15 protein-coding genes are annotated in these 23,294 nt (G+C 59.0%); 7 read left to right on the top strand and 8 right to left on the bottom strand.

What is annotated here, in order from left to right:
* Positions 1 to 375: 375 nt before the first annotated feature.
* The 5 genes from AB4P97_RS28135 to AB4P97_RS28115 all read left to right on the top strand — a co-directional run bounded on the left by AB4P97_RS28135 (position 376) and on the right by AB4P97_RS28115 (position 5,605).
* Positions 376 to 1,065: an ABC transporter permease gene (locus AB4P97_RS28135; protein ID WP_261736806.1), complete on the top strand. Its 690-nt coding sequence runs from the start codon at positions 376 to 378 to the stop codon at positions 1,063 to 1,065.
* A gap of 21 nt (positions 1,066 to 1,086) precedes the next feature.
* A complete protein-coding gene (locus AB4P97_RS28130) occupies positions 1,087 to 1,980 on the top strand; it encodes a glycine betaine ABC transporter substrate-binding protein (protein WP_150595073.1) in 894 nt (297 codons plus the stop codon).
* Between the two features lie 13 nt (positions 1,981 to 1,993).
* On the top strand, positions 1,994 to 2,647 hold the full coding sequence (locus AB4P97_RS28125) for an ABC transporter permease (protein WP_042557618.1): 654 nt from the start codon (positions 1,994 to 1,996) through the stop codon (positions 2,645 to 2,647).
* Positions 2,644 to 3,801: a betaine/proline/choline family ABC transporter ATP-binding protein gene (locus AB4P97_RS28120; RefSeq protein ID WP_047299751.1), complete on the top strand. Its 1,158-nt coding sequence runs from the start codon at positions 2,644 to 2,646 to the stop codon at positions 3,799 to 3,801. The genes AB4P97_RS28125 and AB4P97_RS28120 overlap by 4 nt, the downstream gene beginning before the upstream one ends.
* Before the next feature lie 640 nt (positions 3,802 to 4,441).
* A complete protein-coding gene (locus AB4P97_RS28115) occupies positions 4,442 to 5,605 on the top strand; it encodes a type III PLP-dependent enzyme (RefSeq protein ID WP_042557616.1) in 1,164 nt (387 codons plus the stop codon).
* A 41-nt stretch (positions 5,606 to 5,646) separates the two neighbouring features.
* On the opposite strand, the gene AB4P97_RS28110 is transcribed toward AB4P97_RS28115, so the two are convergent.
* The 4 genes from AB4P97_RS28110 to AB4P97_RS28095 form a co-directional block, all read right to left on the bottom strand.
* Positions 5,647 to 6,525, bottom strand: a complete 879-nt coding sequence (locus tag AB4P97_RS28110) for a hypothetical protein (protein ID WP_395601907.1) — start codon at positions 6,523 to 6,525, stop codon at positions 5,647 to 5,649.
* Between the two features lie 45 nt (positions 6,526 to 6,570).
* Entirely contained in the window at positions 6,571 to 8,787 is a 2,217-nt protein-coding gene (locus AB4P97_RS28105) for an alpha-xenorhabdolysin family binary toxin subunit A (RefSeq protein WP_395601906.1), read from the bottom strand.
* A gap of 229 nt (positions 8,788 to 9,016) precedes the next feature.
* Positions 9,017 to 9,772: a tetratricopeptide repeat protein gene (locus AB4P97_RS28100; protein ID WP_047299748.1), complete on the bottom strand. Its 756-nt coding sequence runs from the start codon at positions 9,770 to 9,772 to the stop codon at positions 9,017 to 9,019.
* Complete coding sequence (locus AB4P97_RS28095; protein WP_042557612.1) at positions 9,769 to 10,449, bottom strand: Fe2+-dependent dioxygenase; 681 nt, start codon at positions 10,447 to 10,449, stop codon at positions 9,769 to 9,771. Before AB4P97_RS28095 ends, AB4P97_RS28100 begins: the two co-directional genes overlap by 4 nt.
* A gap of 207 nt (positions 10,450 to 10,656) precedes the next feature.
* Here AB4P97_RS28095 and AB4P97_RS28090 point away from each other — a divergent pair, with 207 nt between their 5' ends.
* Both AB4P97_RS28090 and AB4P97_RS28085 read left to right on the top strand, forming a co-directional pair.
* On the top strand, positions 10,657 to 12,966 hold the full coding sequence (locus AB4P97_RS28090; protein WP_395601905.1) for a TonB-dependent receptor: 2,310 nt from the start codon (positions 10,657 to 10,659) through the stop codon (positions 12,964 to 12,966).
* A 234-nt stretch (positions 12,967 to 13,200) separates the two neighbouring features.
* Entirely contained in the window at positions 13,201 to 15,729 is a 2,529-nt protein-coding gene (locus AB4P97_RS28085) for a PepSY domain-containing protein (protein WP_395602972.1), read from the top strand.
* 108 nt (positions 15,730 to 15,837) lie between these two features.
* On the opposite strand, the gene AB4P97_RS28080 is transcribed toward AB4P97_RS28085, so the two are convergent.
* The 4 genes from AB4P97_RS28080 to ptsP form a co-directional block, all read right to left on the bottom strand.
* Positions 15,838 to 17,379, bottom strand: coding sequence for an alkaline phosphatase (locus AB4P97_RS28080; protein ID WP_047299746.1), 1,542 nt, complete (start codon positions 17,377 to 17,379; stop codon positions 15,838 to 15,840).
* A gap of 171 nt (positions 17,380 to 17,550) precedes the next feature.
* On the bottom strand, positions 17,551 to 19,284 hold the full coding sequence (locus AB4P97_RS28075; protein ID WP_395601904.1) for a PTS fructose-like transporter subunit IIB: 1,734 nt from the start codon (positions 19,282 to 19,284) through the stop codon (positions 17,551 to 17,553).
* 11 nt (positions 19,285 to 19,295) lie between these two features.
* Positions 19,296 to 20,237, bottom strand: a complete 942-nt coding sequence (gene pfkB / locus AB4P97_RS28070; protein WP_042557608.1) for a 1-phosphofructokinase — start codon at positions 20,235 to 20,237, stop codon at positions 19,296 to 19,298.
* On the bottom strand, positions 20,237 to 23,098 hold the full coding sequence (gene ptsP / locus AB4P97_RS28065) for a phosphoenolpyruvate--protein phosphotransferase (RefSeq protein WP_395601903.1): 2,862 nt from the start codon (positions 23,096 to 23,098) through the stop codon (positions 20,237 to 20,239). The genes pfkB and ptsP overlap by 1 nt, the downstream gene beginning before the upstream one ends.
* Positions 23,099 to 23,294 lie beyond the last annotated feature (196 nt).

Genomic DNA, 23,294 nt, shown 5'->3' with positions numbered 1-23,294 from the left:
GTTACGAATTTTCGTCAGGGGCTGAAAAATCAGCAAGATAGCCTGACGAGGCTGCGCTCATGGCTCGCTTTCAGACCGCTTTTTGCCGGTGCTGAGGGAGCTGCTTCTCGCGAACGTTTATTCCCGGCAGCCAGGCATGGCATGTGGCCGGGGTGGTCAATTTTGTTGGCTCAAATTCGGATGCCAGAAGTTCATAGCCAAGGCGCTGTGACGAGTCATAGCCCGCTATGGCGAGGAACAGCAACGCAGGATATGAGCTTATGGCGCCGAAGTTGGGCTAACAAAATTGACCACCCCGGCCACTGAACACGGGACGGCGTTCGCCGACTATAAAAAAGGAGTCCGCCTGTGGCTATCCGCTATGGCAAAGGGCTGATGGGAGGTGCGGTGGTCATCGCGCTCCTGGCCCTGCTGGTCCACTGGATCGGCATCAACACGATCGAACACTACCGCGACGATTTGTTGTTTTACCTGCAAGCTCATCTGATTCTTGTCCTCGCTTCGATGCTGGCCGCCCTTGTCGTGGGCATCCCCGCCGGCATCTTTCTCAGTCGTCCGACCATGGTTGGCCGCGCTGAACGCTTCATGCAAATCTTCAATATCGGCAACACCGTGCCACCGCTGGCCGTACTCGCGATCGCCCTGGGGATTCTGGGCATCGGCAGTGGCCCGGCGATCTTCGCTTTGTTCCTTGCTTCTTTGTTGCCGATTGTGCGCAACACCTATGAAGGCCTGAAAAACGTCCAGGGTTCGCTCAAGGAAGCGGCCGTCGGCATCGGCATGACTCCGGGTCAGGTGCTGTGGCGCGTTGAACTGCCCAACGCTGTGCCGATCATTGTCGGTGGTGTGCGCGTGGCTCTGGCGATCAATGTCGGGACGGCGCCGCTGGCGTTCCTGATCGGTGCCAACAGTCTCGGCAGCCTGATTTTCCCTGGCATCGCTCTGAACAATCAGCCGCAACTGCTGCTCGGCGCCGCGTGCACCGCGCTGCTGGCCCTGCTGCTCGATGGCGTGGTCACCCTCGCCAGCCGTCTCTGGCTGGAACGCGGTTTGCGCCCGTCTTAAGGCCTCGGCAAAGGAATTCACATGAAACGACTTAGCTTTATCTTAGGCTGCGTCCTGCTGTTCGCAGGAATCGCACAGGCCGCCGACAAACCGGTTATCCGCCTCGGCGCCCGCGTGTTCACCGAGCAGACCTTGCTCGCCGAAATCACCGCGCAATACCTGCGCAGCAAAGGCTACGACGCGCAGATCACCGGCGGTCTGGGCAGCAACCTGGCCCGCAGCGCCCACGAAAGTGGCCAGTTGGACATGCTCTGGGAATACACCGGCGTGTCGCTGGTGGCCTACAACCATGTCACCGAAAAACTCGACAGCGCTCAGTCTTACGCCCGGGTGAAAGAACTCGACGCGAAAAAAGGCCTGATCTGGCTGACACCGTCCAAGTTCAGCAACACCTACGCCCTCGCGCTGCCGAAAAAAGTCGCCGAGCAATATCCGCAGATCAACAACATCAGTCAGTTGAACGAGGTGTTGCAGGCTGAAGCCAAGACCAATCACCTGGTGGCACTGGACACCGAGTTCGCTAACCGCTCGGACGGCCTGCTCGGCATGGTCAAGCTCTACGACATGAACCTGAGCCGCAAGAACATCCGCCAGATGGATGCGGGCCTGGTCTATACGGCGCTGCGCAACGGCCAAGTGTTTGCCGGTCTGGTCTACACCACGGACGGTCGCTTGAATGCCTTCGGCCTGAAGCTGCTGGAAGACGACAAGCACTACTTCCCCGACTACACCGCCGCACCGGTGGTGCGTCAGGCAACGCTGGACGCCAACCCGAAACTGGCCGAGCAGCTCAAGCCACTGGCCGAACTGTTCGATGACGAAACCATGCGCCAGCTCAACGCGCGGGTCGACGTCGATCACGAAAGCCCATCTGCTGTTGCCGCCGATTTTCTGCGCCAACATCCGTTGAATTAAGGGAGGAAAAGTCATGGAATTTTTGAACGCCTTTTCCCATCTCGACTGGCAACAGGTGATGCACCTGACCTGGCAGCACATCACGCTGGTTGGCATCGCTGTCACGCTGGCGATCCTCGTCGGGGTGCCGCTGGGCATTCTGATGACGCGCTTCCCGAGCCTCGCCGGCCCGTTGCAGGCCAGCGCCACGGTGTTGCTGACCGTGCCGTCGATTGCGCTGTTCGGCCTGCTGCTGCCGTTCTACTCAAAGTTCGGCCAAGGCCTCGGCCCAATGCCGGCGATCACCGCAGTGTTCCTTTATTCACTGCTGCCGATCATGCGTAACACCTACCTGGCGTTGACCGGCGTTGAGCCGGGTATCCGTGAAGCCGCACGCGGCATCGGCATGACCTTCGGCCAGCGCCTGCGCATGGTCGAGTTGCCGATTGCGGTGCCGGTGATCCTCGCCGGTGTGCGCACCGCCGTGGTGATGAACATCGGCGTGATGACCATCGCCGCAACCATCGGCGCTGGCGGCCTCGGCGTGTTGATCCTCGCCTCCATCAGCCGCAGTGATATGTCGATGCTTATCGTCGGCGCGCTGCTGGTCAGTCTTCTGGCGATCTTCGCCGACCTGTTTTTGCAATGGCTGCAACGCTCGTTGACTCCAAAAGGATTACTCAAATGATCGAACTTCAAAACCTCAGCAAGACCTTCCAAAGCAACGGCAAAGATGTCAAAGCCGTGGATTCGGTGAGCCTGACCGTCAATGAAGGCGAAATCTGTGTGTTCCTCGGGCCATCGGGTTGCGGCAAAAGCACCACGCTGAAGATGATCAACCGTCTGATCAAACCGACCTCGGGCAAGATCCTGATCAACGGCGAAGACACCACCGATCTGGACGAAGTGACCCTGCGTCGCAACATCGGCTACGTGATCCAGCAGATCGGTCTGTTCCCGAACATGACCATCGAAGAGAACATCGTCGTGGTGCCGAAACTGCTCGGCTGGGACAAGCAGCGATGCCACGACCGCGCCCGCGAACTGATGAGCATGATCAAGCTTGAGCCCAAGCAGTATCTGCATCGTTACCCGCGCGAGTTGTCCGGTGGTCAGCAACAACGTATCGGCGTGATCCGCGCATTGGCGGCGGATGCGCCGCTGTTGCTGATGGACGAACCGTTCGGTGCGGTCGACCCGATCAACCGCGAGATGATCCAGAACGAATTCTTCGAGATGCAGCGCGCGCTGAACAAGACCGTGATCATGGTCAGCCACGACATCGACGAAGCGATCAAGCTGGGTGACAAGATCGCGATCTTCCGCGCCGGCAAGCTGCTGCAGATAGATCACCCGGACACGCTGCTGGCGCATCCGGCGGACGAATTTGTCAGCAACTTTGTCGGTCAGGACAGCACGCTCAAACGTCTGTTGCTGGTGAAGGCTGAAGACGCGGCGGACAACGCGCCGTCGGTGAGCCCGGAAACCCCGGTGGCCGATGCGCTGGAATTGATGGACGAGCATGACCGTCGCTATGTCGTCGTCACCTGTGCCGAGAACAAGGCGCTGGGTTATGTGCGTCGTCGCGATCTGCACCGTCAGACCGGCACCTGCGCGCAATATCTTCGCGAGTTCAACGCCACGGCGGCGTACGACGAGCATTTGCGCATCCTGCTGTCGCGCATGTACGAGTTCAACCGCTCGTGGCTGCCGGTGATGGATGCCGATCGGGTGTTCCTGGGTGAGGTAACGCAAGAGTCGATTGCCGAGTACCTGAGCTCCGGCAAATCTCGCGGCGGCAAGACCAGCATCGTCTCGCCGGCGGAGGCGGTAGTCGCGTAAAACACGCAACCTGAGGGAGCGAGCCTGCTCGCGAATGCGCAATATCAGTCAACCATGATGCTGGCTGTGAAAATGCCTTCGCGAGCAGGCTCGCTCCCACAGGATCTGCGTGATTTTTTCCTCATTCGCCAACTGGAAAAGAATCTCAACACACGCCACTCCAAGAACACACCGAAAAGCGCTTCGCAAACACCCTAAATCCCCTTCACAAGCCCCTCTCGCCGCCAACGTCGCCGATGTTGCGCCCATCACACTTACCCGCGACTTCGCTGACAAAAGCAGCGAACGTGCAGGTATTTTTAACACTGCAAAGTTCGCGGGGAACATCTGCCCGTCATATCGGTCGGCTACAAAGAGTGATATCCGCGTCGCACGTCAGAAGCGTGCAAAAACGCGACATTTTTAGTTGATCTCAGGCCCCTCACGCCCTAAAGTTCGCGCCGAACGTCCATGCTGGAAACGATCCATCCGGCTCAAGTACTGACGACGAGACAGCAAGGCCAAGGGAAAAAAGCTGCATTTCCCATGGCCTTTTTGCTTTCGGCGACATGCCTTGGGAAGTAGGCGAACCAAAGTGGGGATACGGAGGACGTTCATTTTTACCCATGTTTATTATTGTTTGCCCTTAGGAGTTCCCAGCATGTCGATCAACGTCGAAGATTATTTCGAGCGCGCCACTTTTGACAAAATGAAGGCGTTTGCCGACAAGCAAGAAACACCGTTCGTGGTGATCGACACCGCGATGATCAGCCAGGCCTACGATGACCTGCGCGCCGGTTTCGAATTCGCCAAGGTCTATTACGCAGTCAAGGCCAACCCGGCCGTCGAGATCATCGACCTGCTCAAGAACAAAGGCTCGAGCTTCGACATCGCCTCGATCTACGAGCTCGACAAAGTGATGGATCGCGGCGTCAGCCCCGACCGTATCAGCTACGGCAACACCATCAAGAAATCCAAGGACATTCGCTACTTCTACGAGAAAGGCGTGCGTCTGTTCTCCACCGACTCCGAAGCCGACCTGCGCAACATCGCCAAAGCGGCGCCGGGCTCGAAAGTCTACGTGCGCATCCTGACCGAAGGTTCGACTACGGCTGACTGGCCTTTGTCGCGCAAATTCGGCTGCCAGACCGACATGGCCATGGACCTGCTGATCCTCGCCCGCGACCTTGGCCTGGTGCCTTACGGCATCTCGTTCCACGTTGGCTCGCAACAGCGCGATATCAGCGTGTGGGACGCGGCAATCGCCAAGGTCAAAGTGATCTTCGAGCGCCTGAAAGAAGAAGACGGCATTGAACTGAAGCTGATCAACATGGGCGGCGGCTTCCCGGCCAACTACATCACCCGCACCAACAGCCTGGAAACCTACGCCGAGGAAATCATCCGCTTCCTCAAAGAGGATTTCGGTGATGACCTGCCGGAAATCATTCTGGAGCCGGGCCGTTCGCTGATCGCCAACGCCGGCATCCTGGTCAGCGAAGTGGTATTGGTTGCACGCAAATCCCGCACTGCCGTCGAGCGTTGGGTTTATACCGACGTGGGCAAGTTCTCCGGCCTGATCGAAACCATGGACGAAGCGATCAAGTTCCCGATCTGGACCGAGAAGAAAGGCGAGATGGAAGAAGTCGTCATCGCCGGCCCGACCTGCGACAGCGCCGACATCATGTACGAGAACTACAAGTACGGCCTGCCGCTGAACCTGGCGATCGGTGACCGGATGTACTGGCTGTCGACCGGCGCGTACACCACTAGCTACAGCGCCGTTGAATTCAATGGTTTCCCGCCGCTGAAGTCGTATTACCTTTAACTGACGCGTTAAATGAAAAGGCCCATGTATGGGCCTTTTTTTTATTTGTGCAGCCAAGTCTCAAGTTGGTCAACCATGGCCATAAACGCGTCAGCCAGCTCCTTGGTCGCGGCCAATTTGAAATTCAACTCGCCCAGTTTCGACACGCGTTCAGCCCTTAATAACTCGTTGATCGCCGTGTCCATGTGCGATCCCGTTACCTCAAGAAACATACTGACTCGCGAACTCACGGACGCCAGTCCGTTGAACAAAGTGCCAATATCAGATTTGTATTCTGCGGCCCGGATCACTGCATCCGCGGAAGAATAAGTGATATCCCAAAACGGCGTAGTGCGGGCTTCACGGAACAACTCCTGGAGAACCGTTGGCTGGGCATGGCACTGGCAGGAGCGATGATCCATTGCCTTGGTAAACACCGACCTGAGCCCGAACGACTCGTCATGCACCTCGGCGATGGTGTATTTCAGTTGTTGAATCATCGCCCTGAGTTGATAAAACCGCAGTGCCAATTCGTGAACCAGATCGGGTACATCATTAGGCGGAAACAGGTTCCAGGTCGGCGACCGGGACAAACTGTACCCCTTGAAATCCACCTTGCTGAGGGGCTCACTCCTTGATGTACGACGGGTCATTTCCCGGGTCTCTTGCGCAAACGTAGAGAGATCCGCGACGTAAGCACTGCACAAATTCCGAGCTTCTTTTGTGCGCTCCCAGAGTTCTTGCAAATAGCGCTCATTGAATCGGGCATTGTTCAGGCGCGAATCACTGGCCAATACCGCGGGTGCATGACCGCTGGCTTTTCGACGGGCAAATACCACGGGGATGTTGTTGAAGGTCGGGTGAAGAGAGCCGAGAAATCTTGTATAGCGATCCAGCACGCGCCGCTGCGCGGCAGAGAGGTCATAGGAAAGTATGTTCATGACTATTCAAGAAGCGATGGGCGCGCAGCCCACCGCCCCCACTCCTTATTGTTGAACAGACTTCAGATACCTCACGACTTCGGTGATCCGGGCAATCGCGGCATCGGCACGCTCCTCGACAGGTTGTGACTTGTCCTGCCTGAAGTCTTGGCGGAACGAGTCAAAACCGTTAACCAGATTCGAATACTCGTTCACATAGCCCCAACGACCCTCGTCCAGTTGATCCAGAGCGTTGACCAATTGAATTTTCCCGTCTGTCCGGGCGATGTCGCTTTTGTATTTCTTCAACTGCACCCGCAAGTCAGCGGCTTTATCCCTGAGCTTGTTGTAAGCATCCAGCATGTTCAGAAACGAAATCGCTTCACCAATACCGGAGATGATTTTTTTCAGGGTGTCGATCGCCAGCATTGCAATTTGAACCTGCGGCGGTGCCAAACCCAGGGCTTTGAGATTATCCAGCGTTAATTGCGCTTCCTGGCCGATCTTCTCCACACCGGCTTTGGCGATCAGGTCGATCCCTTCGGATGCCGATTTCATCTGTTTTTCCAGATCGGTCAATTTCTCGTCGGATTTGACCTTCAGTGCTTCCGTTACATCCCGATCCTGTTGCAGTGTTGCAATCCATTGCTGCGAAGTGGCCCGGTCATACGCAGTACTCAGGCTGCTGCGAATGACTTTGAGGTCTTCATAACGCTCGGAGATCTTGTTGGAAGTACTCTTGAGTTCGTTTTCCATGTCTTCACGAACTTCTTCCACATCCTCGGGGTAGGCAAGTTCGGCCTGATATCCTTTCAGCTTGTCCCGCGCACGCTCCAGATGAATGATGTCTGTCCGGGCCTGGCTACGCATATCAAATGTTGCTCTCTGAACAGCAATCGACAAATCATTCATGTTGCGGACAATGCCAGGCATATAGTTAAACTGTTCAAAAAGCATTTGCGCAGTGGTATTGCTTTTCTGCATGGCGGCCGAGTGAGCACGCAAAGCGGCCACATTGACTTGCGGATAAGTTTGATTATTTGGCAGCGAAAACATGATTCTCTTGCTCCTGAATGACTGAAATTTGTTTCCATACTCTTTATCCGCTGCTGCAAACACGTCGAGCAGTTGATCCGCACTGGATTTGATCTGTTCCCACGGATCGATAATGGCGAGAATCTGATTCTTGAACCTGCGCAACGACGTGGCCTCATGCAGCGAATCGACCTCTTTGATGGAGGCCGTGATGTAAGTGCTCAATGCATTCCATACCAACATCAGATTTTGAGTTGCAACTTCAGCTTCGATCGCTACATAGTCGAGGTTTTGCAAGTCATCCCGTATCTTGTTCAAAGAAGCCAACGTTTGACTCTTGCTGGCCATTTTCTGATTGGCAGCCTGTTGTTCGGCTTTGAGATTGTTGCGCTTCTTGCGGATCTCTTCTGCCTTTACGCCCTGATAGATACCGAGAATCAATCCTGCGACGTTAAAGGTCGCAGCCGCCGCGATGGCCTCCTGTACCAGTTGATCATATTGTTTATTGAGTTCATCAATCTCCTTCGAGCGCTGATCGATCTCCCCTTGCAGTACCTGAATGTCCGCCTGATAGGTATTCCTCGAAACAAACTCCAGACGCAGTTTGATCTCGGGCAAGACTTTCTCGCGCATGTCCTTGCCAAAGCTGTCCAGCTGCTCCCGGACCCGTTCAGCTTTCTGATGGCATTGCCTGACTTTGCCCAGCATGTCATTAAGGTAGGCTTTTATCTCCGGAACATCGCCCTCCGGCAACGCGAGATCAGGAAGATTGGGGATCTTTCGCTTGAGTTCCAGATACTGTTCAGGGGTACTTATATTGTGTTCTTCCAGGTATCTGGACACTTTGAGATCTTCATAGATCTCGACTATTCCGCTGCCTGTACGGATGATACTGCCGGCAAAAATCTTCAGATCGGTGCCCGTGAGCATGATTTTTTCACGCAACGGCGACCATCGCTTGGCGTGATCATAAGTCGTGCTGAATGTACGCAGAAAGTCTGCTGGCTTGAGGCCGAGGCCGCCGCTATCACCTGCGCCATAGTTCAAGTACGCAATAACATCCTGCAAGCGCACGGGCAAAGACAACCCAAGAACTTCATATTTTCTCAAACTGATAATCTGCTCTTTGGTTAGCTGAATACCGGTATCACGATTGTATTCATTACCCTCACCAAGCGAGGCGCTGATAAACACGGCAGGTGCTTTCGTGGCGTTTTCGACAATCTTGTTATCTATCCTGAATCCCATAAGAGACTCCTTGTCTGCTTTGGATATTATTAAAGTCAATTGCGATTCGAGCTTGTCGAGTTTTAGGTCAACTCGATCACGGCCATCGCAAAACAACCTTAGGACAACAAGATAAAAACCAACAAGCGCTTAAATATTAGCAATCACGACAACATAATTACTTACTCAAGTCATTAACGCCTGGCAAACCACTCACATCACTTGAACAACTAACGATAAAAACAAATCATTACGACGCCATCAACTGCGACAAGCGCAGCTTATAAGCGTCGGCCATTGCGCGAATGCGTAAGTGCGGTGCATTCATCAGCGATTCGCCTGCAACCCGCAGAAAGTTCGCATTGCCCCCCGCCAGCGCCTTGCGCAGCCAGACAAGGGCATCATCGATCCGGCCGTCGTCGGCGAGCATCGCCGCGTGACTGAACTGCCCACGAAAATCACCGCCCTCGGCCGCACGGCGATACCAATCACGCGCGGCCAGTGAATCCTGCGGACAATGGCGTCCCTCCTCCAGGTAACGACCCAGCAGATTCATTGATTTGGCGTGGCCCAACGCCGCAGCACGACGATACAAGATCAGGGCGTGCGCCTGGTTTTCGGCGATGCCGCGACCGGTGGCGAGCAGGTTAGCGAGGTTGTACATCGCCCAGTCCAGCCCGGCCTCGGCGGCGATTCGATAATGCTCCACCGCAACCGCGGCATCCGCCTCACAGCCCCAGCCATGTTCGTTGCAACGGCCGAGCATGTTGCGCGCCATCAAATGCCCTTGCCCGGCGGCAATGCCGAACCAGCGCAGTGCCAAGGGTTGATCCTGCGCGATACCCTGACCATCGAGCAGGATCTGCCCAAGCAGCGCCTGCGCTTGAACAACTCCCTCGCCCGCCGCCAACAGAATCGCCTGCGCCGCACGACCCGGGCTCTCTTCAAGCATGGCGCTGAGCTGTTCGCCGTCGAGGACTTCCTGACGGCGCAGATGAAAACTCATACCTCGACCCAGCGCCGCAACAAGTTGTGATAAGTGCCGGTGAGGCGAATCAGCGAAGGGTGATCGGGCAGGTCTTGCGTGAGCTGCTGAATCGCCCCGTCCATCTCGAACAGCAACGCACGCTGGCTGTCTTCGCGCACCAGACTTTGCGTCCAGAAGAATGAGGCGTAACGCGCGCCGCGAGTAACCGCGTTGACTTTGTGCAGGCTGGTGCCGGGATACAGCACCATGTCGCCAGCGGGCAATTTCACCTGTTGAGTGCCGAAGGTGTCCTGGATTTCCAGTTCGCCGCCGTCGTAATCCTCAGGTTCGCTGAAGAACAGCGTGGCCGACAGATCGGTACGCACCCGCTCGATGCTGCCCTTGGGCTGGCGCACGGCATTGTCGATGTGGAAATCGAAACTGCCACCGGCCGTGTAACAGTTCACTAACGGAGGAAACACTTTGTGCGGCAGCGCGGCAGACATGAACAGCGGATTCTTCCACAGCCGCTCGAGCATCGCCGCGCCGATTTCCTTGGCCAGCGGATGGCCTTCGGGCAATTGCAGATTGTGCTTGGCCTTGGCCGATTGGTAGCCGGCGGTGATCTTGCCGTCAGCCCAATCTGCCTGTTCCAGCGCCTCACGAATGCGCTGCACTTCGTCCTTTTCAAACAGACCGGGGATGTGCAGCAGCATGGCAATGTCACCTGATGGCAAAGAGGCGGCAATGGTATTGATTCTTATTGTCTGTGTAAAACCCACGGGACGAATGAAAAGGTAAAAACCGTAAGGCCAAATTGTAAAGAATGTAAATTCAGTGCGAATAACAATATTTCGCAATTGATACGAATACCCGTTTACCCTATATTCCGCCGCCTCAAATCCTTGGGGAGGGGAATAAAAATGGCACGTCAACCCGCACAATTACCGGTCAGTTCACCACGTCTGCTCGCTTCTGCAATTGGCGTGGCAATCACCGCCGGTTCCGCCGGCCACATGGTGTTTGCCGCCGAAAAGACTGACAGCAAAGCCTCCGGCAATGCCATCGCCCTGGACGCTACCGCCATCACTGGCGAAGCGCAGGACTCAACGTCCTACCAGGTCGAGAAAGCCTCCTCTCCCAAGTACACCGCGCCGCTGATCGACACGCCGCGCTCGGTCACCGTTATTCCGCAGCAAGTCCTGAAGGACACCGGCGCCCTGAACATGCAGGACGCCCTGCGCACCGTGCCGGGCATTACCTTTGGCGCCGGTGAGGGTGGCAACCCGCAGGGCGACCGTCCGTTCATCCGTGGCTTCGACGCCCAGGGCGACACTTACCTCGACGGCGTGCGCGACACGGGCTCGCAGAGCCGCGAAATCTTCGCCGTAGAAAACATCGAAGTTAGCAAGGGCCCGAACTCCGCCCTCGGCGGTCGTGGCGCGGCGGGCGGCAGCATCAACCTGGTGAGCAAGAAGGCTCACTTGGGTAATTCGTTCGACGGTGGCTTCACCTGGGGCTCCGACCAGACTCAGCGTTACACCCTCGACGGCAACTACCAGTTCAGCGATACCGCCGCTGGCCGTCTGAACCTGATGAGCCACGAAAGCAACGTCGCCGGTCGCGACAAAGTCGATTACGACCGTTGGGGCATCGCGCCTTCCCTGGCCTTCGGTCTGGGCACCGACACCCGCGTCAACCTTGATTACTACCATCTGGAAAGCAACGACACGCCGGACTCGGGTATCCCGTACAGCTTTTCGAGCCCGCGCACCAAGTCCAATCCGGACAAGCCGTATGCCGGTGGCGACGACAGCAACTTCTACGGCCTGGATCGCGATTTCCGCAAGGGCCGCACCGACACCGCGACGTTCGCCATCGAGCATGACCTGAGCGACTCGCTGACCATCAAGAACACCCTGCGTCACGGCACCAGCATGCAGGATTACATCCTCACCCAGCCGGACGACAGCAAGGGCAACGTCAACAACGGCAGCTTGTGGCGTCGGGCGAATACGCGGGTCAGCAACACCGAGACCACCACCAACCAGACTGACCTGTTCGGCAATTTCTACGTCGCCGGCTTCAAGAACAGCTTCTCCACCGGTGTCGAATACACCCGTGAGCAAAGCCAGAAGTCTTCGTACAACGTCAACACCGACACTACGCCGCGCACCACCAACGTGCCGGCCAGCAGCAACTGCACGCCGGCGATGATTGGCGCGTCGAGCGGCTACAACTGCACCTCGCTGTCGAATCCGAATCCGAACGATCCGTGGAATGGTGCGATTTCGCGCAACTACGCCGGCACCGACACCAAGGCCAACACCTACGCGCTGTATGCGTTCAACACCCTGGAGTTGTCAGAGCAGTGGCTGGTGAACATGGGGCTGCGGTACGACCACTTCGACACTGAATACAAAACCTACACCGCCGCCGGCGCTACCACCGCCAAGGGCGATGACGTCAGCGAGTTCGTTACCGGCCAGTTCGGCGTGGTCTACAAGCCTGCGGAAAACGGCAGCATTTATGCGTCCTACGCCACTTCGGCCACCCCACCGGGCAACACCCTCGGTGAAGGCATGGACGGCAACCCATTGGGCGGCACCAAGGATCGCGCCGGCAATCTGCTGAGCAGCGACATGGAGCCGGAAACTACCAAGAACTACGAAATCGGCACCAAGTGGGACCTGCTCAATGATCGCCTGTCGCTGACCGCTGACATCTTCCGCACCGAGAAAGAAAACGCGCGTGTACAAGTCGACACCACCTCTTACGAGAACGCCGGCAAAACCCGCGTGCAAGGTGTCGAGCTGTCGGCCAGCGGCAAGCTCACCGACAAATGGCAGGTGTTCGCCGGTTACGCCTTCATGGACAGCGAACAGGTTGACGGCGGCCCGCTGAACCGCGCCACCGACGGCAACCAACTGCCTAACACGCCGAAGAACAGCGCCAGCCTGTGGACCACTTACCAGGTCACGCCGAAGCTGACGATCGGTGGCGGCGCGTTCTATGTCGACGATGTGTTCGGCAACGTGGCCAATACCACCATGGTTGATTCGTACGTGCGTTACGACGCGATGGCGGCTTACAAGCTGACCAAGAACGTCGACCTGCAACTCAACGTGCAGAACCTGACCGATGAAACCTATTACGACAAAGCCTTCGCCACCCACTTCGCCAGCCAGGCAGCGGGGCGTACGGCACTGTTGAGCACCAACTTCCACTTCTGACCGATGTGGGAACCTGTGGGAGCGAGCCTGCTCGCGAAAGCGGTGAGTCAGTTAAGTGGAGGCTGACTGACACGACGCCTTCGCGAGCAGGCTCGCTCCCACAAGGAATGCGCCGCAAGGCTTGGCCCCGTTCATTCAATTGAACGGGGCTTTTGTGCGTAATCAAGAAGCTTCTCGACAACCCACGGCATAATGCGCGCCGTGAAGACAATTTCCGAACGGACGGCGAGTGACGTGTTGAAGAAAACCCTGTTCCAGTTGCACTGGTTTTTTGGCATCACCGCAGGCCTGGTGCTGGCCCTGATGGGCATCACCGGCGCGGCCTATTCGTTTCAGGACGAAATCCTGCGGGCGCTAAATCCCTCGGTATTACAGGTGGAAAAACAGGTCGCCGGCGTGCTGCCGCCCGTTGAACTGGTAGAGCGCATCGAAGCCACTTCGGGCAAGAAAGTCTCGATGCTGTCGGTGGAGACCGAAAGCGGCCACGCGGCAAAAGTATTCTTCACCCCGCCCAAAGGTGAACGTCGCGGCGAGATGCGCTACTTCGATCCGTACACCGGCGACTTCATGGGCGATGCCACCGGCCAGGACTTCTTCGGTCTTATGCTGCAACTGCACCGCTTCCTCGCCATCGGTGACACCGGGCGCAACATCACCGGCGCCTGCACCCTGATCCTGGTGTTTTTCTGCCTTTCGGGCCTGTACCTGCGCTGGCCTCGGCAGTGGAACAGCTGGCGCGTCTGGTTGACCCTGGACTGGAAGAAAAAGGGTCGCACCTTTAATTGGGACCTGCATTCGGTGGCAGGCACCTGGTGCCTGTTGGTGTATCTGCTGCTGGCGCTGACCGGGTTGTCGTGGTCATACGAGTGGTACAACAAGGGCCTGACCAGACTGCTCTCCGACGCTCCGCAAAACGAACGCGTGCGCGGCGGTCGCGGCCAGGCCCCACAAGGCCCGGCGCCAACCGCCGACTACGCCGCGATGTGGAGCAGCATCTACAGCGCCGCCGGTCCGGGCCTGTCTGCCTACAACATCCGCATGCCGCCCGTGGCCGGTCAACCGGCGACGGTGTTCTACCTGCTCGACAGCTCGCCCCATGATCGCGCGCTGAACCAGATCACCCTCGATCCGGCCACCGGCATCGTCAAACGTGTCGACCGCTATGCCGACAAGAGCTTCAAGGCGCAATTGCTGACCAGCATTTACGCGCTGCACGTTGGCAGTTATTTCGGCCTCGTCGGACGGATCATTATTACCGTTGCGGCGGTGTGCATGCCGCTGTTCTTCATCACCGGATGGCTGCTGTACCTGGATCGTCGTCGCAAGAAAAAGCAGATCAGGGAGGCGCGCAAAGGCTTCGAACCGCCGGCCGGCGATACCCCGGCGTGGCTGATCGGCTTCGCCAGCCAGAGCGGTTTCGCCGAGCAACTGGCGTGGCAGACCGCAGGCCAATTGCAGGCCGCCGGGTTGCCGGTGAAGGTGCAGCCGCTGGCGAATGTCAGCGAAAAGGATCTGCGTGAGTCGAGCAATGCGCTGTTTGTCGTCAGCACGTTTGGCGACGGCCAGGCCCCGGACAGCGCCCGTGGTTTCGAGCGCAAGGTTCTGGCCAAAGCATCGACACTCGACAACTTGAGCTACGCCGTCCTCGGGCTTGGCGACCGTGAGTATCAGCACTTCTGCGGTTTCGCCCGACGCCTGCATCAGTGGCTGAGCGAGCACGGCGGCAAGCCCCTGTTTGCCCCGGTAGAAGTCGACAGCGGCGACCCATACGCCCTGCATCATTGGCAAACCCAACTGGGCTTGCTCACCGGGCAAGCACCGGTCGACACCTGGCAGGCACCGAGCTACGAAAACTGGACGCTGTTGCGCCGTGAACTGATGAACCCTGGCAGCAGCGGTTCGCCGGTTTATCTGCTGAGCCTGAGCGCACCGAACACCAGCAGCTGGCTGGCCGGGGATCTGGTCGAAGTGCTGCCACGCAACTGCCAGTGGGCCATCGAACACTTCCTCGACGGCCTCGGTATTCGTGGCGAGACGATTGTGAAAATCAACGGCCTCGAAGAACCTCTGGAAGTAGCACTGGCCTCGCGCCAACTGCCCGAGCACCGCGCGCATCTGGTTGGCCTGCACGCGCAGGCACTGGTCGATGCCATGGTGCCGCTGGCCATGCGCGAATACTCGATCGCATCGATTGCCGCCGACGGTGTGCTGGAGTTGATCGTGCGTCAGGAACAGCACGCCGACGGCACGCTGGGCATCGCTTCAGGCTGGTTGACCGAGCATGCACCGGTAGGCGGCAGCATCAGCTTGCGGGTGCGCCGTAACAGTGGTTTCCACCTGCCGAATGAACCGGTGCCAATGATTCTGATCGGTAACGGCACAGGGCTGGCCGGTCTGCGCAGCCTGCTCAAGGCGCGCATTGCTGATGCTCGGCAACGTCAGTGGTTGCTGTTCGGCGAGCGTCATCGTGAGCACGATTACCTGTGCCGGGCGGAGCTGGAAGAGTGGTTGATCAATGGCGATCTGGCACGACTGGATCTGGCATTTTCGCGTGATCAGGCAGAGAAGGTTTATGTGCAGGATCGCTTGCGGGAATCGGCTGAGGAGTTGAAGAAATGGCTGGCGGAGGGTGCTGTTATCTACATCTGCGGCAGCCTGCAAGGGATGGCATCAGGCGTTGATCAAGTGCTCAACGAAGTGCTCGGCGCTGCTGAGGTTGAACGCCTGATTGAGCAGGGTCGTTATCGCCGCGATGTTTACTGACACCCCCACTCCCCTGTAGGAGCTGCCGCAGGCTGCGATCTTTTGACCTTGTCTTTTTTTAAAACCAAGATCAAAGATCGCAGCCTGCGGCAGCTCCTACAGGGGGTTTCAGACTGGCTGCAGTTTTTTCTCGAACACACTGACCCCATTCAAATCCCGCAACACCACGCTCATCTCCCCACTCTGCCCCTCAATATTCACCTCGCCAAAAAACTGAAACCCGGCAAACGGTGACATGTTCTGCGCCGTCGGTGCCTTCTCGAAAACCACCTCAGGCCCAAAGGTCTTATCCAGCGGATTAGGCCCGAAACTTCCGGCATTCAACGGCCCCGCGACAAACTCCCAGAACGGCTCGAAATCCTGAAACGCCGCGCGATCCGGATGATAGTGATGCGCCGCGCAGTAGTGCACATCTGCCGTGAGGAAGACGAAATTGCGCACCTGCTGCGCCCGCAGAAAACCGAGCAATTCAGCGATCTCCAGTTCACGCCCCTGTGCCGGTCCCGGGTCGCCGTTGGCCACGGCCTCCCAGCGCGCAACACCCGGACTCACCTCGCCATCAGGTACGCCCAGGCCAATCGGCATGTCTGCCGCGATGACCTTCCACTGCGCTTTCGAGGCCTTCAACCCGCGCTTGAGCCAATCCAGTTGCTCACGCCCCAGGAACGGTTTTGCTGCGCCGAGGTTGTCGTCGTTGGCCTCGCGATAACTGCGCATGTCGAGTACGAAAACATCCAGCATCGGCCCGTACTTGAGCTTGCGATAAATTCGCCCGCCCGCGTCAGCCGCCTGCAAGCGCATCGGCGAATATTCCAGCCAGGCCTTGCGCGCGCGGCCGACCAGGGTGTGGATGTCTTTTTCCTGATAGCGCTCGTCGAGCTGCTTGCCGGGTGACCAGTTGTTGACCACTTCATGGTCATCCCACTGCCAGATCTGCGGCACTTCGGCGTTGAAGCGGCGAATGTTTTCGTCCATCAGGTTGTAGCGATAATTACCGCGATAGTCGTCGAGGGTCTGGGCGACTTTGCTCTTGGCTTCGGTGGTGATGTTGCGCCACACCCGGCCGTTTTCAGTGGTCAGTTGCGCGGGCACCGGGCCGTCGGCGTAGATGGTGTCACCGCTGTGGATGAAGAAGTCCGGCAAACGCAGACGCATGGCTTCGTAGATGCGCATGCCGCCGATGTCCGGATTGATGCCGAAGCCCTGACCGACGGTGTCGCCGCTCCAGACGAAACGAATATCACGCCGCGCCGAGGGTGCGCTGCGCAAGTGGCCGAGCCACGGCTCGCTGGCGACGCCGCTGCGGGCGTCCTTGAAATACACGCGATAGAAAATCGCCTGATCGGCGGGTAACCCGGTGAGTTCGACACGGGCGGTGAAGTCGCTGCGGGCATCCGCCAGCGCCGAAACGATTCGCCGTGGATTGCGAAACTGGCTGCGGGTGTCCCACTCGACCACCATCCGGGCCGGGCGGTCGCTGCGGCTCCAGATCATCGCGCGGTCGCCTTGCAGGTCGCCGGACTGCACGCCATCGGTCAGTTGCGGTCGATCCTTGACCGATGCGATCACCGCCGGCGCCAGCCCCGGCATCAGCAGTCCGGCGCCGACGACTTGCATGACACGCCGGCGACCCACATTGAAATCGCTCATGCTGTTCTCCCTGAAAAAAGGAAAACTAAAGCACGCCTATATGAACTCGCCATGACACCACTAACCATTGTGGGAGCAAGCCTGCTCGCGAAAGCGGTGTGCCAGTCAACATACATGTCGCTGGCAGATTGCATTCGCGAGCAGGCTCGCTCCCACAGTTTTAGTGCGGTGTCAGGCCTTGGCGGGTTCCATTGCCAGCTCCACCGCTTCCGGGCGTTTGACCGTCGCATACACAACGGCAGTCAACAAACTCCCCGCGACAATCGCCAGCAGATACAGCAACGCGTGGTTGATCGCATTCGGAATCGCCAACACAAACAACCCACCGTGCGGCGCCATCAGCTTGCAGCCGAAGTACATCGACAGCGCGCCGGTCAATGCACCGCCGGCAATGCTCGCCGGAATCACCCGCAGCGGGTCTTTCGCGGCAAAAGGAATCGCCCCTTCGGAGATAAAGCACAGCCCCAGCACGAACGCCGCTTTACCGGCCTCGCGTTCAGTCTGAGCGAATTTGCGTCGGGCAATAAACGTCGCAATACCCAGACCAATCGGCGGCACCATCCCCGCCGCCATGGTCGCGGCCATCGGGGCATAACTCTGCGACGCCAACAGCCCCACCGAGAACGCGTAAGCCGCTTTGTTGATCGGCCCGCCGAGGTCGACGCACATCATGCCGCCGAGCAATACACCGAGCAGAATTGCGTTGGTGGTGCCCATACTGTCGAGGAAATGCGTGAGCGCCGCCAGCATGTCCGCCACCGGTTTGCCGACCACGTAAATCATCACCAGCCCGGTGAACAGGCTGGCGAACAACGGGATGATCAGAATCGGTTTCAGTGCTTCAAGGCTTTGCGGCAACGCGACATAACGACTGATCGCCTTCGCCGCGTAACCGGCAATGAATCCGGCGACGATCCCGCCGATAAACCCGGCGCCCAGGGTGCTCGCCAGTAAACCGCCGATCATCCCCGGCGCCAGGCCCGGACGGTCGGCAATCGAATAGGCGATGTACCCGGCCAGCAGCGGCACCATCAACTTGAACGCGGTTTCACCGCCGATCTGCATCAGCGCTGCCGCCAGCGTGCCTTCTTCCTTGAACGCGGTGATACCGAACACGAATGACAACGCGATCATCAAACCGCCCGCCACCACCATCGGCAGCATGAACGACACACCGGTCAGCAGATGTTTATAGACCCCGGTTTTCTCGGATTTTGCCGGTGCCTTGCCGTCACCGGCAGCGCTTTCCTGCACGCCTTCCGCCAGCGCTTTTTTCAGCGTTTCTTCCGATTTTTTGAGGGCAACTCCGGTGCCGCAGCGGTAGATTTTCTTGCCGGCGAAACGCTCGGTGGCGACTTCGATATCCGCCGCCAGCAGTACCACATCTGCCTCGGCAATTGCCGTCGCGCTCAACGGTGTTTTTGCGCCGACCGAGCCTTGGGTTTCGACCTGCAAGTCATAGCCCAGACGCTTGGCCGTTTGCTGCAACGCTTCGGCCGCCATGAAGGTGTGGGCAACGCCAGTCGGGCACGCGGTGATGGCGACGATGCGCGGTGCACGGGCCGCAACAGCCGCTGGAACGGCTTCGGCAGCGACGTAGATTTGCGCTTCTTCAGCACCACGTCGCAGTACCGCTTCGACATCCTGCAGGGCTTGCGCAGGTGCAATCTGGAAGACCCGTTTGCCGACAAAACGTGTCATGTCGACGTTGCCGGTGGCGACCAGCAACACCCACTCCGCCGCCGCGATGGTGGCTGCCGACAATTCACGTTCGGGGTGCGCAGCGTCGACCACTTCGACGCTGGTGCTCCAGCCCTGACGCTGGGCCGCTGCATCGAGCAAACGGGCGCACAGCACACTGGTGACCATGCCGTTCGGGCAGGCCGTAACAATGGCTAACTTCATGACAAACCCTCTTATTGTTCTGTCAGGGGGCGCACGCGCACGCCCTGTTCGAGCTGCGCCAGTTGCGCGGCGTCGTTGATGCCGAAACCGATCTGCGTGACCGCCAGCGCAGCAATCGCCGTGGCCGTGCGCAGGGTTTGCTCAGGCGTGTCGGCACTGAGCAAACCGTGAAGCATGCCGGCCAGCAGCGAGTCACCGGCACCGACCGTGCTGGCGACGCTGACCTTGGGCGGCGAGGCATGCAGCGCCGAGCCGACGCTGAACCAGTTCACTCCGTCGGCGCCGTGGGAGATCACCACATGGTCGATGCCCTGAGCATGCAGATGCGCCGCCGCTTGGACCTCGGCCGCGCGGGAAACCACTTCGCAACCGAGTGCATCGGCCAGCTCCTCGGTGTTCGGCTTGATCAGCCACGGCCTGGCCTGCAACGCAGCGCGCAACGCTTCGCCGCTGGTGTCGAGGGCGACTCTCAGACCAAGTTGATTCAGCCGTTCGATCAGTTCACGCAACCACTGCGCAGTCACACCACGCGGCAGACTGCCAGCGACCACCACCGCATCGTGCCCCGGTGCAATCTGCACCAGACGATCGAGCAACGCCTGTTGCGCCGCAGCATCAACTATCGGCCCCGGGCCGTTGATGTCGGTGATGCGCCCGTCGCGCTCAGCGATTTTGATGTTGCTGCGCGTCTCGCCCGGTACGCGGATGAATGCGTCAACAAAACCGCGTTTGGCGAACAGCGTTTCGAATGCTTGCAGGTTGTCTTCACCCAGAAAGCCGCTGACGGTCAGTTGATGGCCGAGGTCGGCCAGCACTTGGGCAACGTTCACGCCTTTGCCGGCAGCATGGGTGTGCATTTCGTCGCTGCGGTTGACCTGACCGGCCGTCAGCACCGACAGCTCGACCGTGAGGTCCAGCGCCGGGTTGAGGGTCAGGGTGAGAATCTTGGCCATTACAGGGCCTCCACTAATGCGCGCACTTCGTTGGCGCTGCCCACGCTGAGGGCTTGTTGAGCAACGGTTTGCGCCTGGGTCAGGCTAAGTTCGCGGATGCGCGCCTTGACCTCGGCAATGCTGCGCCCGGACACACTCAGTTCATCCACACCGAGGCCGACCAGCACAGGCACCGCCAGCGGATCGGCCGCCAATTCGCCGCACACGCCAACCCATTTGCCATGGGCATGAGCCGCACGCACGGTGATGTCGATCAGTTGCAGTACCGCCGGATGCAAGCCGTCCGCCTGTGCCGACAGCGTCGGGTGACCACGGTCGATGGCCAGGGTGTATTGCGTCAGGTCGTTGGTGCCGACGCTGAAGAAGTCGACTTCTTTGGCCAATACCGGTGCGAGCAACGCGGCGGATGGCACTTCGATCATGATCCCCAGTTGCAGATCAGCCACCGGGATTTCCAGGCGCAAGCGCTCGGTCAAGTCGCGGGCCTGACGCCATTCGTCGACGCTGCCCACCATCGGGAACATGATCCGCAGCGGCCGGTTATCCGCGGCCCGCAGCAAGGCGCGCAACTGCGCTTCCATGATCTGCGGACGCTGCAACGTCAGGCGAATCCCGCGTACACCGAGGAACGGGTTTTCTTCCTTGGCGATCGGCCAATACGGCAGCGGCTTGTCGCCGCCAACATCCAGCGTGCGCACCACCAGCGGCCGCCCGGCGAGGCCATCGAGGACGCGGCGATATTCGGCTTCCTGCGTGGCTTCGTCCGGCGCTTGCGGGTGCGCCATGAAAATCAGTTCGGTGCGCAGCAAACCAATGCCTTCGGCGCCCTGCTCCACCGCGCTGATCACGCCAGCGCTTTCGCCGATGTTGGCGAACACTTCCACGGCGTGACCATCGGTGGTGTGCGCCGGTTGATGGCGTTGTTCGGCGGCGGCTTTAAGGCGTTGCTCGCGGGTGTCGCGTTCTTCGACAGCGCGTTGCAACGTTGCCGCATCGGCGTCGACATGCAGACGACCGCGTTGTCCGTCGAGCAGCAACGGCGTGCCCGGCGCCAGCAACAGCACTGCCGCGCCAGCGCCGACCAGCGCCGGAATGCCGAGGGCACGGGCGACGATTGCGCTGTGTGCGGTCGCGCCGCCGCGCGCGGTGAGAATCCCTGCCACGCGTGCCGGATCAAGCCGTGCGACGTCGGAGGGGCCTACCTCGTCCATCACCAGAATGTACGGCTGCTCAGGCTCGCTTGGCGTCTGCACGCCGCACAGCTGCGCCAGCACGCGACGACCGATGTCGCGCAAATCCGCCGCACGTTCGGCGAGCAAGGCGTCCTGCAGCGATTCCTGTTGTTTGGCGGCCGCTTCGATCACCGCCATCCACGCCGCTTCGGCACTTTCGCCTTGCTTGAGGCGCGTGTCGACTTCATCGGTGAGTTCCGGGTCGTCGAGCATTTCCTGGTGGGTGATGAAAATCTCGCGGATCGCTTTGGCTTTGCTGCGTTCGATCAAACCTTGAATGTCGTTGCGCACGTCACTGAGCGCTTGCTTGAGACGCTCGCGCTCGACGGCGGCGGATTCGCCACGCAACGGGTATTCGATGGTTTGTTGCACTTGAATATGCGCCGGGCCGATGGCGATACCCGGCGCGGCGGGGATCGCGTGCAACTGAGTACCGGACGCCGGAGCGATCAGCACTTCGGCGATGTCGGCGAAGACTTCGCGCTGCTGGCTCACGATGGGCAGCGGCTCGACTTCTTCACCGAGGCCTTCCTCAATGGCGGCGAGCAGCGCAGGCAAGGCATCGGCGGCGATGCTCGGTTCGGCGATCAGTTCCAGCACCTGACCGCGACGGGCGCCGAGGCTGAGCAGTTTGCTGAGGCTTTTCACCGACACGGCGCTGTCGTCACCGTCGACGATGCGCACGCGAATCTCGCCGTCAAAACTCTTCGCCAGTTGCGCGAGGATCTTCGCCGGCCGCGCGTGCAAACCGTGGGCATTGGCCAGCGCGATACGAGCGCTCGGCCAGTCGGCCGGCAACTCACCGCCGAGCACTTCAAGGACTTTACGGCTGCTGGTGGCCCGACCCAACTCATGGCCGCGGCCTTCGATGAGCAACGCACACAGGCGTTCCAACAGAGCCTGATGCGCCTCGCCGAGACTGGCCAGACAAAAAAGACCGCTCAGTGGCTGACCGAGGTAACGCATCGGTTTATCCGGGGTGACAAACGCCAGGCCCGGACGCTTCACGGTTTGCTCGCTGTGCAGCCACCACAGGCCATCGCCCAATGGCAGCGCTTCGACTTGCTGCAATACCGCGGCAAAACCGTTGCTCACGCAATCTGCCTGGCGCAGCAGACGCGCACCACGCCAGACCAGTTCTTCAAAATCGTCAGCGGAAACGCCGAGGCCGATCATCTGCGCGTCGAGCGCCAGTTCCTGCGGTGCGCCTTGCAGCAGTTTGAGCAGCGCTTCAGGAGAACTGGCGCGACGCAGGGCCTGGCCCAGATCGGTCTCGCCGAGTGCACGGGTGAGCAGTTGCAGCAGACGCAAGTGTTCGTCGGATTTGGCGGCAATGCCGATGGCCAGATAAACGATCTGGCCATCGCCCCAATCGACACCCTCGGGGAACTGCATCAGCCGCACGCCGGTGGTAAAAACCAGCTCGCGGGTTTCGGGGGTGCCGTGGGGAATGGCAATACCTTGACCGAGAAAGGTCGAGCCCTGGGCCTCACGCGCCTGCAATCCTGCGAGGTATCCGTCAGCGACCAGACCATCGGCCACCAGATGACTGGCCAGCAATTGCAGAGCAGCGGGTTTATCCACAGCCGATTGGCCCATGGATATCTGCTCTATAGTGAGCTCGAGCATGCGATCTCCTTTTTGGCGTTTTATGGCGCCAGGTATTGTTTTGAATTGTTTGCAGCTTAGGCGCTGTCGGCCATCCTTTTCAGGGGCAATTTTGGCGGTTTTACGGCAGAACCGGCCAAAGGCGTCTAAAACGTAGAAAATACGCTTGCTGAAACGTTTAATCTAGATTGATCGGCACGTTACTCGATAATGTCCC

The organism is Pseudomonas sp. A1230 (genome assembly GCF_044218825.1).
Lineage (GTDB): Bacteria > Pseudomonadota > Gammaproteobacteria > Pseudomonadales > Pseudomonadaceae > Aquipseudomonas > Aquipseudomonas iridis.
Note: the sequence above shows the minus strand (reverse complement) of the source record. Positions and strands in the feature narration are given on the sequence as shown.